This window comes from Streptomyces sp. NPDC026062 (genome assembly GCF_055568375.1).
The window spans coordinates 177,380-191,445 of sequence record NZ_JBVHOQ010000012.1 but is presented as its reverse complement, the minus strand read 5'-3'; the positions used below and the strand labels follow the sequence as shown (position 1 = coordinate 191,445).

Below are 14,066 nucleotides of genomic sequence, written 5' to 3'. Positions count from 1 at the left end.
GCGTGGCGGCGCACAGAGCGGGTTCTTCCGGCCCGGGACGGCCGAATCGCGGCCTACCGGACCCAACGGCACGTATGGACCCTGTGGAGTATGGGGGACATCGAGAATTCCGCCACCGGTCCGGACCGACCCGACGACGCGACGCAGGCGGCTCTCGAAGGCGCCACCGCCCCGCCTCCGCCCGCCCCGCCCTACTGCCCGCACTGCGGCCTCGCCCAGGACCGCCGCGCGACCCACTACGACGGCCACTGGGTCCTCCTGGAACCGCACGTCCTCGTGGCCGCCCATACGGTCCCGCCGCGCCGGCGCTGGCACCTCACCCCGGACGGCAGGGCCATGAACCTGTGGGACGCCGAACCGCTGCCCGGTGCCCGGTGCCGCATCGCGCACCGCTCCGTCTGTCCCTGTCTCGCCCGTGAGGACGCCCCCGCGTGGGTCACCGGTCTCCGGCAAAGGAACGAGCGCCGGGCACAGCGGCTGTTCGAGCTCCCGGACGAACAGGACCCGCCCGACGCCTGCTGAGGGTGCCCGGCTCCTGCGGCCACCTCGGTCACGCGGCCCGGCGGACGTACGGCTCCTGCCCGTCAGGCGGCGGGACAGCCCTTGCGCGCCCCGGATCAGCGTGGACCGGCGCCCAGCGGCAGAAGCTGCGGACGCTTGGCGGTACGGCCGTCGCCGGACGACCGGCCGCGCAGGCGGCGTCCCAGCCATGGGCCCAGGAACCCGGCGGCCCAGCGCAGTTCGGCGCCTGCGGCCTCCAGCCCCCTGGGGCGCGCGTGGGGCGGAAGGGGGTGTGTCCAGGCGTCGTCGCTGCCGGGGAGGCCGATGGCCTGGGCGACGGCAGCGGCGATCCGCGCGTGACCGAGGGGGCTGGCGTGCAGCCGGTCCGTGCTCCACAGCCGTGGATCGGTGGCGACAGGGTGCAGGGCTGTTTCGGCGACCGCGACCCCGTGGCGGGCGGCCGCGGCGCGGATGTGGGTGTTGAGTTCCAGGACCCGGGACCTGACCGGCCGGGCGATGGGCGCGATCTCTGCCACGTCGGGAACGGTCACGGTCGCCACCTGCGCCCCGGCGGCCGTGAGCGCGGCGAACATCTCCTCCAGCTGCCCGGCCACCGCGACGACGTCGAACCTCGGCCGGAGCAGGTCGTTGACCCCTGCGACGACGGTGGCCAGGTCGGGGCGCATGTCCAGTGCGGGTTCCAGCTGTTCGGCGCGGACCTGGCCGGCGATACGTCCGCGGACGGCCAGATTGGCGTACTGGACACCGGGGTTGACAGCTGTGAGCTGCTCGGCGAGCCGGTCGGCCCAGCCGCGCAGGCCGACGGTGTCGTCCCCGTCGCCGACCCCTTCGGTCTGGCTGTCGCCCAGCGCGACGTACCGCAGGTACTCACCGTTCGGCATGGGTCGACTGCCTCTCCCGCAGCACGGCCGCGATCCGCAGGCACCAGTCCCGGTGGCCCTGTTCGAACGCGACTCCGCGCAGGCACGTCAGGTAAGGACCGATACGGTCACCGTGGCGGAGGAACGCGTCTTCGTCGGCGTCTCCGCGCATCTGCCGCAGCAGCTTGTCGAGAAGCCCGATCTTCGCTTCGGCGGCGGACACGCGGTCTTCGAGCTGTTCGATCACCCGCGCGGTGCCGATGCGGTCGGCGGACTGGACCTTGACGAGGAGATCGTCGCGTATGAACGAAGGTTTCGACGGTGTCGCGGCGAACTTCTCCAGCTCTTCCCGCCCGGCGTCGGTGACGCGGAAGAGCCGCTTGTTGGGCCTGGTCTCCTGAACCACCTGCCGGCCCACGACCAGCCCTTCCTTCTCCAACCTGGCCAGCTCGGTGTACAGCTGCTGGGGCAGGGCGTGCCAGAAGTTCGCCACGCCGATGTCGAACGCCTTCGCCAGTTGGTATCCGCTGTACTCACCGTCCAGCAGCGCCGCCAGCACGGCATGTCGCAAGGCCATCGAAGCAGCCCCTCCCTCTCGCGCCCGTCGGGACCGGTGACACCGGCCGCAACCCATCGTACTCAAGAATATGACTAGTCAAATCCTTACGTACAAGCTTGAGCACTCGACCTGCTTCACGGTCACAGGCGGCTCACCATCTCGGGGGTGAGCCGCCGCGCCGGCACATCAAGGGCCCCGGTGACCTCGCACAGCCGGACGCGCTCACGCGGGCACGACCGGGGCGGCGGGCGGACCCGGCCCCCGAACGGACACCGGTTCGCCGCCCGGGGCAGCACGGGCGCCCCGACGCGGAGGACCCGGGACAGAGGGCTCGCAGCGGTTGAGGGAAAGCCAGGATTCCAGTGGCCCAACTCTTGACGGACAGCGCAAGAAAGCCTCCGTTCCACAATTGTGGAGTGGAGGCTTTCCCGGGTATATTGATTCTTTCTGTGCACTCACAGAAAAGGCCCCTCAAGGGGGGCCACTAAGAAGCACCATATCCGTCAGGGAGCAATGTTGTCAACTCGGGAAATCGATGAACTGCAAAAGGAGCAGGAATTCATCGACCGGCTGTACGGCCGTGTCGACGCGCTGCGCGGGATCGCCGCTCAGCATGTGGAGGACGCTCTGACGCCGGTCGGCAACGGGTTGCAGGCCCGTCTCGAACGCGATGTTCTCGTCGCCGAACGCTCGGGTCTGCTGGCCGCCCTGAATGCGGTGGACGGCTCACTGTGTTTCGGTCGCATCGATCTCTCCGACGGCACCGCGCACCATATCGGCCGCATCGGAATCCGCGAGGACGACACCGCGCACACGCCCCTGTTGATCGACTGGCGTGCGCCGGTCGCCCGCCCCTTCTACCTCGCCACCGGTCACACGCCCATGGGTCTGCGCCGGCGCAGACATATCACCACCGAGGGCCGTTCCGTCACCGAGCTGCACGACGAGATCCTCGACGTCGGTGACCGGCAGCGCACCGGATTCGAGGACCCGAGCGGCGACACCGTACTGCTCGCGGCCGTGAACTCGGCACGCACCGGCCGCATGGGCGACATCGTGCGGACCATCCAGGCGGAGCAGGACCGCATCATCCGCGCCCCGCACCGCGGTGTACTCGTCGTCGAGGGCGGGCCCGGTACCGGAAAGACGGCGGTGGCACTGCACCGGGCGGCCTTCCTCCTGTACGAGCACCGTGAGCTGCTCGCCAAGCGTGCCGTCCTGATCGTGGGCCCCAACCCGGCCTTCCTCAGCTACATCGGCGAAGTACTGCCGGCGCTCGGCGAGACCGGAGTGCTGCTCGCCACGCAGGCCGAGCTCTATCCCGGGGTCCACGCCGACGGGACCGACACTCCCCGTGCCGCCGCGGTCAAGGGCGGTACGCCGATGGCCGAGGCACTCGCCCTGGCCGTGCGGGACCGGCAGGTGCTGCCCGAGCCCGGTGCCCCGCTGGTCATCCGGCACGACGACGGGGACCTGATCCTCGACTGGGAGATCGCCTACGAGGCACGGCAGGCGGCTCGCGACACCCTGTTGCCGCACAACCTCGCCCGCCCGCACTTCGCGTTCCGGATCATCGACGCCCTCACCGCACAGCTCACGGAGCGCATCGGGGCCGATCCGTACGGCGGTCCCAACCTCCTCGGCCCCGACGACATCGCGCAGCTCGGCAAGGGCGTCGCCGTCAGCAGGGCGGTGCACGGCGCCGTCGACGAGCTGTGGCCGCCGCTCACTCCGGAGGGATTCCTCGGCGACTACCTGGCCGATCCCGTCCACGTACCGGAGGCGGACGCCGAGGCGATCCGGCGCGCGCCCGGCGAGGGACGGTGGACCCCTGCCGATGTGCCGCTGCTCGACGAGGCGGCGGAGCTGCTGGGCGTCGACGACAGTGCCGAGCGGGCGGCCGCGGAGGCCGAGCGCCAGGAGCGGATCGCGTACGCGCAGGGCGTCCTGGAGCTGTCGAGGGGTTCGGAGTCGTTCGAGTTCGAGGACGAGGAGTCCGAGGTCCTGGCCGCCCACGACATCATCGACGCCGAGCGGATGGCCGAGCGGCAGGAAGAGGCCGATCACCGCAGCGCGGCCGAGCGCGCCGCCGCCGACCGCACCTGGGCGTTCGGGCACATCATCGTCGACGAGGCGCAGGAGCTGTCGCCGATGGCGTGGCGGCTGCTCATGCGCCGCTCGCCGACCCGTTCGATGACCCTGGTCGGCGACCCCGCGCAGACCTCGGAGGAGGCCGGCGTCGGCTCATGGGAGAGGATCCTTGACCCGTATGTCGGTGACCGCTTCGAGCATGTCTCGCTCAAGGTCAACTACCGTACGCCCGCCGAGATCATGGAGCTGGCCGCCGGAGTGCTGCGCGCCCACGACCCCTCCTTCGAGCCGCCCGCCTCGGTGCGGTCGACCGGCGAGACGCCGTGGCTGAGGGAGGCCGGGGACGACCTGGCGGGCACCGTGGCCCGCGCGGTCCTGGAGCTGACGCCCGAGGAGGGACGACTCGCGGTGATCGCGCCCCGGGCGCTCCACGAGGAGATCAGTGCTCCGCTGGAGGGCGTCACGGCCGGCGCCGAGCCCGATCTGACCCATCCGGTGGTCCTGCTCGACCCCCGGCAGGCCAAGGGGCTCGAATTCGACCATGTACTGGTCGTGGAGCCCGCCCTGTTCGGGACCAGTGACCTGTACGTGGCGCTGACCCGGGCCACTCAGCGCCTGGGCATCATCCACCGGGAGGCACTGCCCGAGGCACTGCGCTGAGCCCGCTCACGCGAGAACGGGGTCGGTGAGGTCGAGGCGCGGCCGGTTTCTCCAGTTCATGGGTGAAAACGGCGGTCGCGCCCTCGTAGCGCACTCCCACGAAGGGGTTGGACTTCCGCATGACGGCCACCCACCGCAAGGAGCGGTCGCTGCCGAGCCTGGCGAGGTAGCCGACGTTGCCCATCCCGCTGCCGCCGCCGCGCATCCATCCCGTTCCGTCCGGAAGCGGGCTCTCGAAGTGGGGGTCCACCTCGGTGGTCCCGCTCTCCCCGATGAGCCGGGCCACGTCGACCGGCCCTCCGAGGCGGAACGGGATCGGCCTGCCGGCGTCCGGGTGGTAGGCCCCGGGACCCTCGACATGCACCTCCAGGCCGGCGTCGTCCGGCCGGTACAGCGCGTCCTCGTAGGGCATCTCACCGGCCGCCCACAGCCGCCCGACCATTCCCACCGATCCACTCCGCCGCTTCCATGGTCCCGTACGCACGGCACGATTTCCTCACGTCGCCCCACCGCACCCGGCTGTCCGGACCTGCTCTCCACGACACGCTTGCGGAACAGCCCTCAGTCCCGGTCCGTCCGGTGAAGCCGCGCCGAGAGGTGGTGCTGGAGCGGCCGGCCGACCGCCGCGAGGTCGTGGACGAAGTCGAGCGTGCCGTCGGCCGTGAGCGTGTAGCGCCGGCGGGTGGCGTCGACCTGCTTGGCGGTGGGAGTGAGAGCGACCTGGTGGGTGGCGAGGTCCGCCACGCCGTCGGCCGCGTGGCCGGTCAGCATCTCCGTGACACCGGTGGGCTGAGTGACCAGCGCCTCGACACGCCCGTCCGGCTGCATCCGCCACCAGCCGCTCTCCCGCGCCGAAGGCCGCAGCGGGTCGCCGTCCGCGTCCAGCAGCCAGGCGCGCGCCTCGTAGCGGAGGAACGGCCGGCCGTCATGACTGAAGGTGACCTCCTGCCCGTACACGAATTCCTCGGCAAGGGTCGGATACCCACCGCGGCCCCCGCCCGTCCAACTGCCCAGGAAACCGAGCAGGGGCTCCAGCAGGGGGTGCGGTGCGGGCAGCGCGTCCGGCCGAAGGGCATCGGCGTACGGGGGCTTCCGGGCGGGGTCGGACATGAGGTGCGCTCCTGGGTCGGGGCCGTTGCCGGTTGGCAGCGTAACCAGGCCGCCCGCCCGGGCGAAGTATCCGGGCCCGTTCCGGCGACGTTCCGGGGCCGCAGTGTTCCGGGCCGGCCCTCATGGACCGGCCCGGACTCACGCTCAGACGAGGTCGAACCGGTCCAGGTTCATCACCTTGTCCCACGCGGCGACGAAGTCCTTGACGAACTTCTCCTTCGCGTCGTCGCTCGCGTAGACCTCCGCGACGGCGCGCAGTTCGGAGTTCGAGCCGAAGACGAGGTCGGCACGGCTGCCGGTCCACCGGACCTCGCCCGTGGCGGCGTCACGGCCCTCGAACGTGCTCTGGTCGTCGGACGTGGCCTTCCACGTCGTGCCCAGGTCGAGCAGGTTGACGAAGAAGTCGTTGGTCAGGGACCCGGGCGTCTCGGTGAGAACACCCAGTGAGGACTGCTGGTAGTTGGCGCCCAGGACACGCAGACCACCGACGAGGACGGTCAGCTCGGGGGCACTGAGGTTCAGCAGATTCGCCCGGTCGAGCAGCAGATACTCGGCGGGGAGCCGGTTTCCCTTGCCGAGGTAGTTGCGGAACCCGTCGGCGGACGGTTCCAGCTCGACGAATGACTCCACGTCCGTCTGCTCCTGCGACGCGTCGACGCGGCCCGGCGTGAAGGGCACCGCGATGTCGAAGCCGGCGTCCCCGGCGGCCTTCTCGACGGCGGCGCCGCCCCCGATCACGATGACGTCGGCGAGGGAGACCCGCTTGCCGCCCGACTGGGCGGAGTTGAAGGCCTCCTGGATCCCCTGAAGGGTGCGCAGCACCGTCGCCAGCCGGTCCGGGTCGTTGACCTCCCAGCCGCTCTGCGGTTCGAGGCGGATGCGCGCACCGTTGGCGCCGCCCCGCTTGTCGCTGCCCCGGAAGGACGAGGCGGACGCCCACGCGGTGGAGACGAGCTCGGACACGGACAGGCCCGAAGCGAGGATCTGCGCCTTGAGGGAAGCGATGTCCGCCGCGTCGGCAGGCTCGTACGTCCGGGCCGGAAGCGGGTCCTGCCAGACAAGGGTCTCCGCCGGGACCTCGGGACCGAGGTAGCGGACGACCGGGCCCATGTCGCGGTGGGTCAGCTTGAACCAGGCGCGGGCGAAGGCGTCGGCGAACTGGTCGGGGTTCTGGTGGAAGCGCCGGGAGATCTCCTCGTAGGCGGGGTCGAACCGGAGCGACAGGTCCGTCGTCAGCATCGTCGGCGCATGGGTCTTCGACGCGTCGAACGCGTCGGGGACCGTACCCGCGCCGGCACCGTCCTTCGGCCGCCACTGGTGGGCGCCCGCGGGGCTCTTGAACAGTTCCCACTCGTAGCCGAAGAGGATGTCGAAGAAGCTGTTGTCCCAGGCCGTCGGGGTGTCGGTCCAGATGCCCTCAAGACCGCTGGTGATGGCGTCGGCGCCCTTGCCGGTGCCGTACGCGCTCTCCCAGCCCAGGCCCTGCCGCTCCATCGGGGCGGCCTCGGGATCGGGGCCGACGTTGTCCGCCGGTCCCGCACCGTGGGTCTTGCCGAAGGTGTGTCCGCCCGCGATCAGGGCGACCGTCTCCTCGTCGTTCATCGCCATGCGGCGGAAGGTCTCACGGATGTCGCGGGCCGCGGCGATCGGGTCCGGAGTGCCGTTGGGGCCCTCGGGATTGACGTAGATGAGGCCCATCTGCACCGCGCCGAGGGGGTTCTCCAGCTCACGGTCGCCCGTGTAGCGCTCGTCGCCCAGCCAGGTGGTCTCGGGGCCCCAGTAGACGTCCTCGTCGGGCTCCCACACGTCCGCGCGTCCGCCGCCGAAGCCGAAGGTCTTGAAGCCCATGGTCTCCAGGGCCACATTGCCGGTCAGGATGATGAGGTCGGCCCAGGAGAGGTTCTTGCCGTACTTCTTCTTGACCGGCCACAGGAGTCGGCGGGCCTTGTCCAGACTGGCGTTGTCCGGCCAGCTGTTGAGCGGGGCGAAGCGCTGCTGACCGGCTCCGGCGCCGCCTCGGCCGTCACTGATGCGGTAGGTGCCGGCGCTGTGCCACGCCATCCGGATCATGAAGGGGCCGTAGTTGCCGAAGTCGGCGGGCCACCAGTCCTGCGACGTCGTCAGCACCTCGGCGATGTCACGCTTCACCGACGGAAGGTCGAGGCTGTTGAACGCCTCGGCGTAGTCGAACTCCTCGCCGAGCGGATTGGCCACTGCGGGGTTCTTGGCGAGGATCTTCAGGTTGAGCCGCTCCGGCCACCACTGGCGGTTGCCACCGCCCTGGGTCGGGTGGGGCGCACGGCCGTGCGCGACCGGGCAGCCACCGGCCTCCTCGGCCTTCGGGTCGGTGACGATCGCGTCGTGGTTCTCAGTCATGGAAATCCTTCCGGACGGGGCGGATCACGGTGCTGAGGAACTCCGGACGGTGGAAAAGCCGGGCCGGGATACCGGGGCGGGCCCCGTCTCCTGACGTCTCGTACTTTTCCGCGCTGCTGTCCTGTCCCTTGGCCGTCGGCCGGAACCGATCCTACGATGGACATAGTCCAAGTCAATACGAACGACAGGCGTGTACGGATCCATTCGTCGGACAACGCACAGTTAGGCTGGTGAGCATGAGTGACCTGCTGCAACGGCTTCGCGCACGTGGCTGGCGGATGACCTCTCAGCGCAGGGTGGTCGCCGAAGTGCTCGCCGGTGAACATGTCCACTTCACCGCGGACGAGGTGCTCGCACGCGCCGCTTCCCGGCTGCCGGAGATCTCCCGCGCCACCGTCTACAACACACTCGGCGAGCTCGTCGCGCTGGGTGAGGTGACCGAGGTGGCCACCGACGGCCGCGCCAAGCGCTACGACCCGAACGCCCACCACCCCCACCAGCACCTCGTGTGCTCGGGCTGCGGCACCATCCGGGACGTCCATCCCGTCGGCGATCTCCTGGCGGAACTGCCGGAGTCGGAACGGTTCGGCTTCACCGTCTCCGAGGCCGAGGTGACCTATCGGGGCCGGTGCCCGGAGTGCGGCCCCGTCTGACCCGCACGGATGACCCGCACGGAACGGCGGACCGGCGGGCCGGCCGGGCGTAGGCTTCGCTCACCATGGACGCGGCGGGGGCGGAGCGCATGACAGCTGAATCAGTACCGAGGTGGGAGTCGGCCCTCGATTCCGTCGTCGTGTACGCACAGGGCGCGCTCTGCCGCCGCCTGGCCCGGGGCGGCGTGCCGTCCGGTGGCCGGATACGCGTGACGGGGCTGCCCCGCTCGCTGGACCCGGGCTCGTTGCGGATACGGGCCGCCGGCGCCCCGGGGGTGCGTGTCACCGAGGCCCGGGTGGAAGCCGAGGCCGAGTTGACCGGCGCGGACGCGCCGGACACCGCACGGGCCGAGTACGAGCGGCTGAGCGACGCGTGCGCCGCGGCGCGGGCGCGCCGGGACCGGCAGCTGAGTGCGATCGAGGAGGTGAGGGCAGTTCAGCCGGTGCCGCCTCCCCGCAGGCGCGAGGACCCGCACCGCCGCACCCCGGCCGACGCGTGGCTGGAGCTCGCCGACTTCGTCGAGGAGCGGCTGACGGTGCTGCACGACCGCCTTGCCGGACTGGAGGAGGCGCTGCGCCGGGCCGAGCACGAACTCGCGGTCGCCACGGACAGGCTGGAGCGCGGCTCCACCGACACACCCTCAGCACATGTGGAGACCACGGTCTGCGCTCTCCTGACGCTCGTCGGTGCCGGTGACACCGACGGCGCCGAGGTGGAACTGGAGCTGGAATACGGGGTGCCCGGCGCTGTCTGGGTGCCCACGTACCGCCTCGCTCACCGTCAGGGAGACGGCAGCGGCCGACTGGTGCTGCGTGCCTCGGTCGCCCAGCGGACCGGCGAGGACTGGACCGGCGTACGTATCGCCCTGGCCACCGCCGACCTCAGGCGCCACACCGGCCTGCCGAGGCTCCGCTCGGTCCGGATCGGGCGCGGCCAGCCCGCCCCCGCGCCCTCCGGCTGGCGCGAACCCCCGGCGGGGCTCCTCGATCTGTTCAACGGTTACGACGCGGCCGGTCCCGCCCCGGAGAGGGCGACCGGACCCGTGGCCGCCGGGGCGGGCGCGGCCCCCATGGGCGCGGCGGCCGGATCCGCGCACAGCCCCGGTCCGCCGCCTCCCCCGCCGCCTCCCCCGCCGTCGCCGGCGGCACCGGGCGGCGTTGTCCCGGAGACCCTGGGCCATGGGATGCCCGCCTTCGCGCAGCCGCCGGCGGGCCTGCCGCACCACAGGCCCCGTTCCGGGGGCCGGTCCTTCGGGGACGCCCCCGCGCCGCCGGCTCCCGGTGCGGCCACGCCGACGCCCCCCGCGCCGCCGGTCACCGGTCCGCCGCAGCCGAGCGGCGCCGAGCTCGACTACGCCGCCCTCACGCTGTGCGGCCCGGACGAGCAGGGCGGTCGCAGAGGCCGGCTGTTCTCCGGCTCGCCCTCCGATCCGGTGGCGGCCGAGTTCCGCCGCCGCGCCGAAGCGGTGGCCGCGCTGCCGTTGCCCGGACACGCCGTGCGGCCACGCGAGTCGGCCGGGTCCTTCGACCACCGCTTCGATGCCGCGGCGCGCGCCGACATTCCGTCGGACGGCACCTGGCACACCGTCACCGTCGGCGAGATCCCGGTCGGGCTGCGCACCGAGTACGTCTGCGTGCCATCCGTGGAACAGGCCGTGTACGCCACGCTGCTGCTCTCCAACGCCACCGGCCAGGCACTGCTGGCCGGCCCGGTGGAGGTCAGCGTCGACGACGAGTTCCTGCTGACCGCCGCGCTGCCCACGCTGGCCCCCGGCGGGGTCCGCCGGGTGGGGCTCGGGCCCGCCGAGGGCATCCGGGTGACGCACCGTACGAGCATGCGGGAGTCGACGTCCGGCCTGCGCAACAACACCTCCGTGCTCGACCACCGGGTCCACGTCGAGCTGGCCAACCGGCTCACGAGGCCCGTCACCGTGGAAGTCCACGAGCGGATCCCGGTGACCTCCGAACCGGACGTGAGGATCGAGGAACGGGCCAGCTGGACGGCACCCGACGAGGGCGTGGGACCGGACCGGCACGCACCGGGCACCCGGGTCTGGCGGCTGGACCTGCCGGCAGGGGCCACCGCCGCTCTCGACGGCGGCTACGAGATCCGTATCCCGGCCGGCACGTCCCTGGTCGGCGGCAACCGCAGGAGCTGACACACCTCATGTCCACGGAACCGAACCCGAAGCCGGTCGCCCTTCCGGTCACCGCTGTCACCTGTCTCGAGGATCGCGCCCATGTCGAGCGCGCCGCCGTGGTCGGCCTGGAGGCCGGCGTCCAGCGGCTGCGTCTCGGGCCGGTCAGTGCGCAGGCCGTCGACCGGACCCTCCATGCCGAGCTGACATCCGAGCACCCCGCGACCGTGCTCGACGTGCGGATCGTGCGGAGCTGGACGCCGCGCGACCCGTCGCCGCCCACGGCCGACGCCTCCGCTCTGCTCCGGCGCGCGCACCGCCTCGAAGAGGAGCAACTGGCCCTGGAGCAGCGACGCGACCGGCTACGCACCCGCCTCGGTCTGATCGGCCGCCTGGCCGCCGATCTGCTGCGGGACATCGGCGAAGGCGCCGGATCGGGGGAGACGGAGCGGGACCGGTGGACCCGCGAGCTGGACCGGATCGATGCCGAGCGAGAGACTCACGGCGAGCGACTGCGCGCACTGGAAGCCCGGTTGTCCTCCCTCACCGACGAACTCAGGGACGTGCAGCAGGCGCTGTATCTCTCGGAGGACGAACCTGCTGAGCTGTCCGCCCACATCGAGCTGACCGTGGAGGCCGCGGTCGCCGGGCCCGTCGGGCTGCGGCTGAGTCATCTCACTCCGTGTGCGCTGTGGCGCCCCGCCTACCGGGCCGTTCTCGAAGGGGACTCGCTGACACTGGAGACCGACGCGATGGTCTGGCAGCGCACCGGCGAGGACTGGTCCGGTGTGCGGCTGACCTTGTCGACGGCCCGCTCGGCGCAGGCCACCGAACCGCCACGGCTGAACGAGGACCGGCTCACCCTCAGGGACCGCTCGGCGGCGGAGCGCCGCACGGTCGACGTCGCACTGCGCGAGGAGGAGACCGCGTCCCTCGGGCCGGCCTCCGTTCCGGGACTGCCGGGGGTGGACGACGGCGGCGAGGCGCGGGTGCTGAAGTCCCCCACGCCGGTCACGGTGCCCGGTGACGGCCGCGCCCACCGGGTGCCCCTCTCCGCGTTCACGACGTCAGCGCCCAGCGAGTACGCCTGCTCGCCGGAGCTTTCCCCGCTGGTCACCCAGGTCGTGCGGTTCGACAACCTGTCCGGCCACGCCCTGCTCGCCGGACCCGTCGACCTGGTCCGGGGCAACGGATTCAGCGGTCGCGGCACGCTGGACTTCACCGCCCCCGGCGCCCCGGCCGAACTGGCCTTCGGCAGCCGCGACGACTACCGGGTCGTCCGCAGGGCGGCCGAGTCCCGCGACTCGACCGCCCTCACCCAGCGGACCGTGGTCACCCGCACAGTCCGGCTGCACCTGTCCCGGTTCTCCGCCCCGGGCGAGCACGGAGACCGGGTGGTCGCGCTTCGGGAGCGTGTTCCCGTCTCCGAAGTCGAGGCGGTGACCGTACGCGTACACAAGGATTCCTGCTCCCCGCCGCCCGACACGATCGACGCCGACGGCATCGCCCGCTGGGACGTCACCCTCCCGCCCGGCGGCCGGAGCACGGTGACCCTGGTCTACGAACTGTCGGCGAGCGCCAAGGTCACCGGGCTCTGAGGCGAGGGCGGGCCACCGTCGCCGGCCCGGCGGTCCGCCCTCGGCCGATGCCCCCACCACGCGCGTCATCTCCCGTCGGGCGGGCTCCCGGCGTGGCCGCGGCTTCGCCCCGGCCTCCTCAGGAGTGCGACATCGCCGCACGCTCGGCTTCGCTGCGGAGCACACAGAACTCGTTGCCCTCAGGGTCAGCCAGGACCGCCCAGCCCGCCCCGTCGGGTTCACGGCGATCGGTGACAAGAATGGCTCCGATACCCAGCAGCCGTTCCACCTCCTCCTCGCGCGACGCCGTCGGGCGCAGGCACAGGTGCACCCTGTTCTTGACCGTCTTGGGCTCCGGCACCTGGTTGAAATGCAGCACGGGGCCCACGGGCAGCATCACCTCGGTCTCCAGGGCGCCCGGTTCGTCCTCCGGATGCAGGGGGCAGCCCACCACCTCGCTCCAGAAACTTGCCAGGGCATAGGCGTCCGCACAATCGATCGCTACGTTCTGCACTACCGAGATCATGGAGATGAGCCTGCCTCAGGCGACGCGGGCAGCACCAGCGAAAGGCGTCGCACCTCTGTCGGTCGGGCGGGGGACGCCGGCTCCGGCGCCCCGGCCGTATGCCCCTGTATACGGCCGGGGCAGGATCGTTCCGGGAGCCGCCCCGGCCCTCCAGCTCAACCCCACTCATGCCAGGGAGAACGCATGCCCCTCGACGTCACCGCGCTCCGCGCGCAGATTCCGGCCCTGACGACGGGGTCGGCCCGCTTCGACGCGCCCGGCGGTACCCAGACCTCGCAGCCGGTGATCGACGCGGTCGTGGACGCCTTGTCCCGGCCGCTGGCCGTACGGGGCAGGCAGAACGAGGGCGAGCGGAACGCGGAGGCGATCGTGGCCGGGGCGCGGGCTGCGCTCGCGGACCTGGTGGGTGCGGAGCCACGCGGCATCGTGTTCGGGCGCAGTTCCACCCAGCTCACCTACGACCTGGCGCGGACCCTGGCCAAGGACTGGGGACCGGAGGACGAGGTGGTGGTCAGCCGCCTCGATCACGACGCCAACATCCGCCCCTGGATACAGGCGGCCGAGGCCGTCGGCGCGACGGTCCGGAGCGGCTGGCGGCGGCCTTCGAGCAGATCGAGGCCCACGAGGACGCCCTGCGGGTCCGTATCGAGAAGGGCCTGTCCGCTCTCGACGGGGTCGTCGTACGCTCGCGCGCGGCCGTGCGCACCCCCACCCTGCTGATCACCTTCCCGGGCCGGTCGGTGGCGGACGCGTCGCTGTTCCTGGCGGAACAGGGTGTCGACGCGCCCGCAGGCTCGTTCTACGCCCTCGAAGCCTCACGCCACCTGGGGCTGAGCGACGCGGGAGGGCTGCGGATCGGCCTGGCCCCGTACAGCAGCGAGGAGGACGCCGACCGGCTGCTGGCAGGTCTTGCGGCCTTCCTCGCGCAGACACCGTGCGGCTGACACCGGCCACACGTCCGCCCGGCGTACCGGCTGACGTCCCGGCTGACGTT

Annotated in this window: 11 protein-coding genes and 1 pseudogene; 6 read left to right on the top strand and 6 right to left on the bottom strand. The window is 71.9% G+C overall.

Annotated features, from left to right (window positions below; genetic code table 11):
* Positions 1-90: 90 nt before the first annotated feature.
* A complete protein-coding gene (locus ACZ4LX_RS14105; protein WP_467649655.1) occupies positions 91-522 on the top strand; it encodes a DUF6083 domain-containing protein in 432 nt (143 codons plus the stop codon).
* Between the two features lie 95 nt (positions 523-617).
* Here ACZ4LX_RS14105 and ACZ4LX_RS14100 read toward each other — a convergent pair whose 3' ends face one another.
* Both ACZ4LX_RS14100 and ACZ4LX_RS14095 read right to left on the bottom strand, forming a co-directional pair.
* The gene (locus ACZ4LX_RS14100; protein ID WP_467649654.1) at positions 618-1,403 is read right to left on the bottom strand and encodes an SGNH/GDSL hydrolase family protein; all 786 of its coding nucleotides are present in this window, start codon (positions 1,401-1,403) and stop codon (positions 618-620) included.
* The gene (locus ACZ4LX_RS14095; protein WP_467649653.1) at positions 1,390-1,959 is read right to left on the bottom strand and encodes a PadR family transcriptional regulator; all 570 of its coding nucleotides are present in this window, start codon (positions 1,957-1,959) and stop codon (positions 1,390-1,392) included. Before ACZ4LX_RS14095 ends, ACZ4LX_RS14100 begins: the two co-directional genes overlap by 14 nt.
* Before the next feature lie 522 nt (positions 1,960-2,481).
* On the opposite strand from ACZ4LX_RS14095, the gene ACZ4LX_RS14090 reads away from it, so the two are divergent.
* Positions 2,482-4,692, top strand: a complete 2,211-nt coding sequence (locus tag ACZ4LX_RS14090) for a HelD family protein (protein WP_467649671.1) — start codon at positions 2,482-2,484, stop codon at positions 4,690-4,692.
* On the opposite strand, the gene ACZ4LX_RS14085 is transcribed toward ACZ4LX_RS14090, so the two are convergent.
* From ACZ4LX_RS14085 to katG, 3 genes are all read right to left on the bottom strand, one after another.
* The gene (locus tag ACZ4LX_RS14085; protein WP_467721180.1) at positions 4,655-5,176 is read right to left on the bottom strand and encodes a hypothetical protein; all 522 of its coding nucleotides are present in this window, start codon (positions 5,174-5,176) and stop codon (positions 4,655-4,657) included. The two genes, ACZ4LX_RS14090 and ACZ4LX_RS14085, sit on opposite strands and share 38 nt — an antisense overlap.
* Before the next feature lie 77 nt (positions 5,177-5,253).
* On the bottom strand, positions 5,254-5,802 hold the full coding sequence (locus tag ACZ4LX_RS14080) for a nitrobindin family protein (protein WP_467649651.1): 549 nt from the start codon (positions 5,800-5,802) through the stop codon (positions 5,254-5,256).
* Positions 5,803-5,946: 144 nt separating this feature from the next.
* Positions 5,947-8,178: a catalase/peroxidase HPI gene (gene katG / locus ACZ4LX_RS14075; RefSeq protein WP_467649650.1), complete on the bottom strand. Its 2,232-nt coding sequence runs from the start codon at positions 8,176-8,178 to the stop codon at positions 5,947-5,949.
* 236 nt (positions 8,179-8,414) lie between these two features.
* On the opposite strand from katG, the gene ACZ4LX_RS14070 reads away from it, so the two are divergent.
* The 3 genes from ACZ4LX_RS14070 to ACZ4LX_RS14060 all read left to right on the top strand — a co-directional run bounded on the left by ACZ4LX_RS14070 (position 8,415) and on the right by ACZ4LX_RS14060 (position 12,567).
* Positions 8,415-8,831 carry a Fur family transcriptional regulator gene (locus ACZ4LX_RS14070; protein ID WP_467649649.1) on the top strand — a complete coding sequence of 139 codons (417 nt, stop codon included), beginning with the start codon at positions 8,415-8,417 and terminating at the stop codon, positions 8,829-8,831.
* Between the two features lie 89 nt (positions 8,832-8,920).
* Positions 8,921-10,990 carry a DUF4139 domain-containing protein gene (locus ACZ4LX_RS14065; RefSeq protein WP_467649648.1) on the top strand — a complete coding sequence of 690 codons (2,070 nt, stop codon included), beginning with the start codon at positions 8,921-8,923 and terminating at the stop codon, positions 10,988-10,990.
* Positions 10,991-10,998: 8 nt separating this feature from the next.
* Positions 10,999-12,567: a mucoidy inhibitor MuiA family protein gene (locus ACZ4LX_RS14060; protein ID WP_467649647.1), complete on the top strand. Its 1,569-nt coding sequence runs from the start codon at positions 10,999-11,001 to the stop codon at positions 12,565-12,567.
* A gap of 118 nt (positions 12,568-12,685) precedes the next feature.
* Here the strand turns inward: ACZ4LX_RS14060 and ACZ4LX_RS14055 are convergent, their stop codons facing one another.
* Positions 12,686-13,072, bottom strand: coding sequence for a VOC family protein (locus tag ACZ4LX_RS14055; RefSeq protein ID WP_467649646.1), 387 nt, complete (start codon positions 13,070-13,072; stop codon positions 12,686-12,688).
* A 183-nt stretch (positions 13,073-13,255) separates the two neighbouring features.
* Here ACZ4LX_RS14055 and ACZ4LX_RS14050 point away from each other — a divergent pair.
* A pseudogene (locus ACZ4LX_RS14050) lies at positions 13,256-14,016 on the top strand (aminotransferase class V-fold PLP-dependent enzyme).
* Positions 14,017-14,066 lie beyond the last annotated feature (50 nt).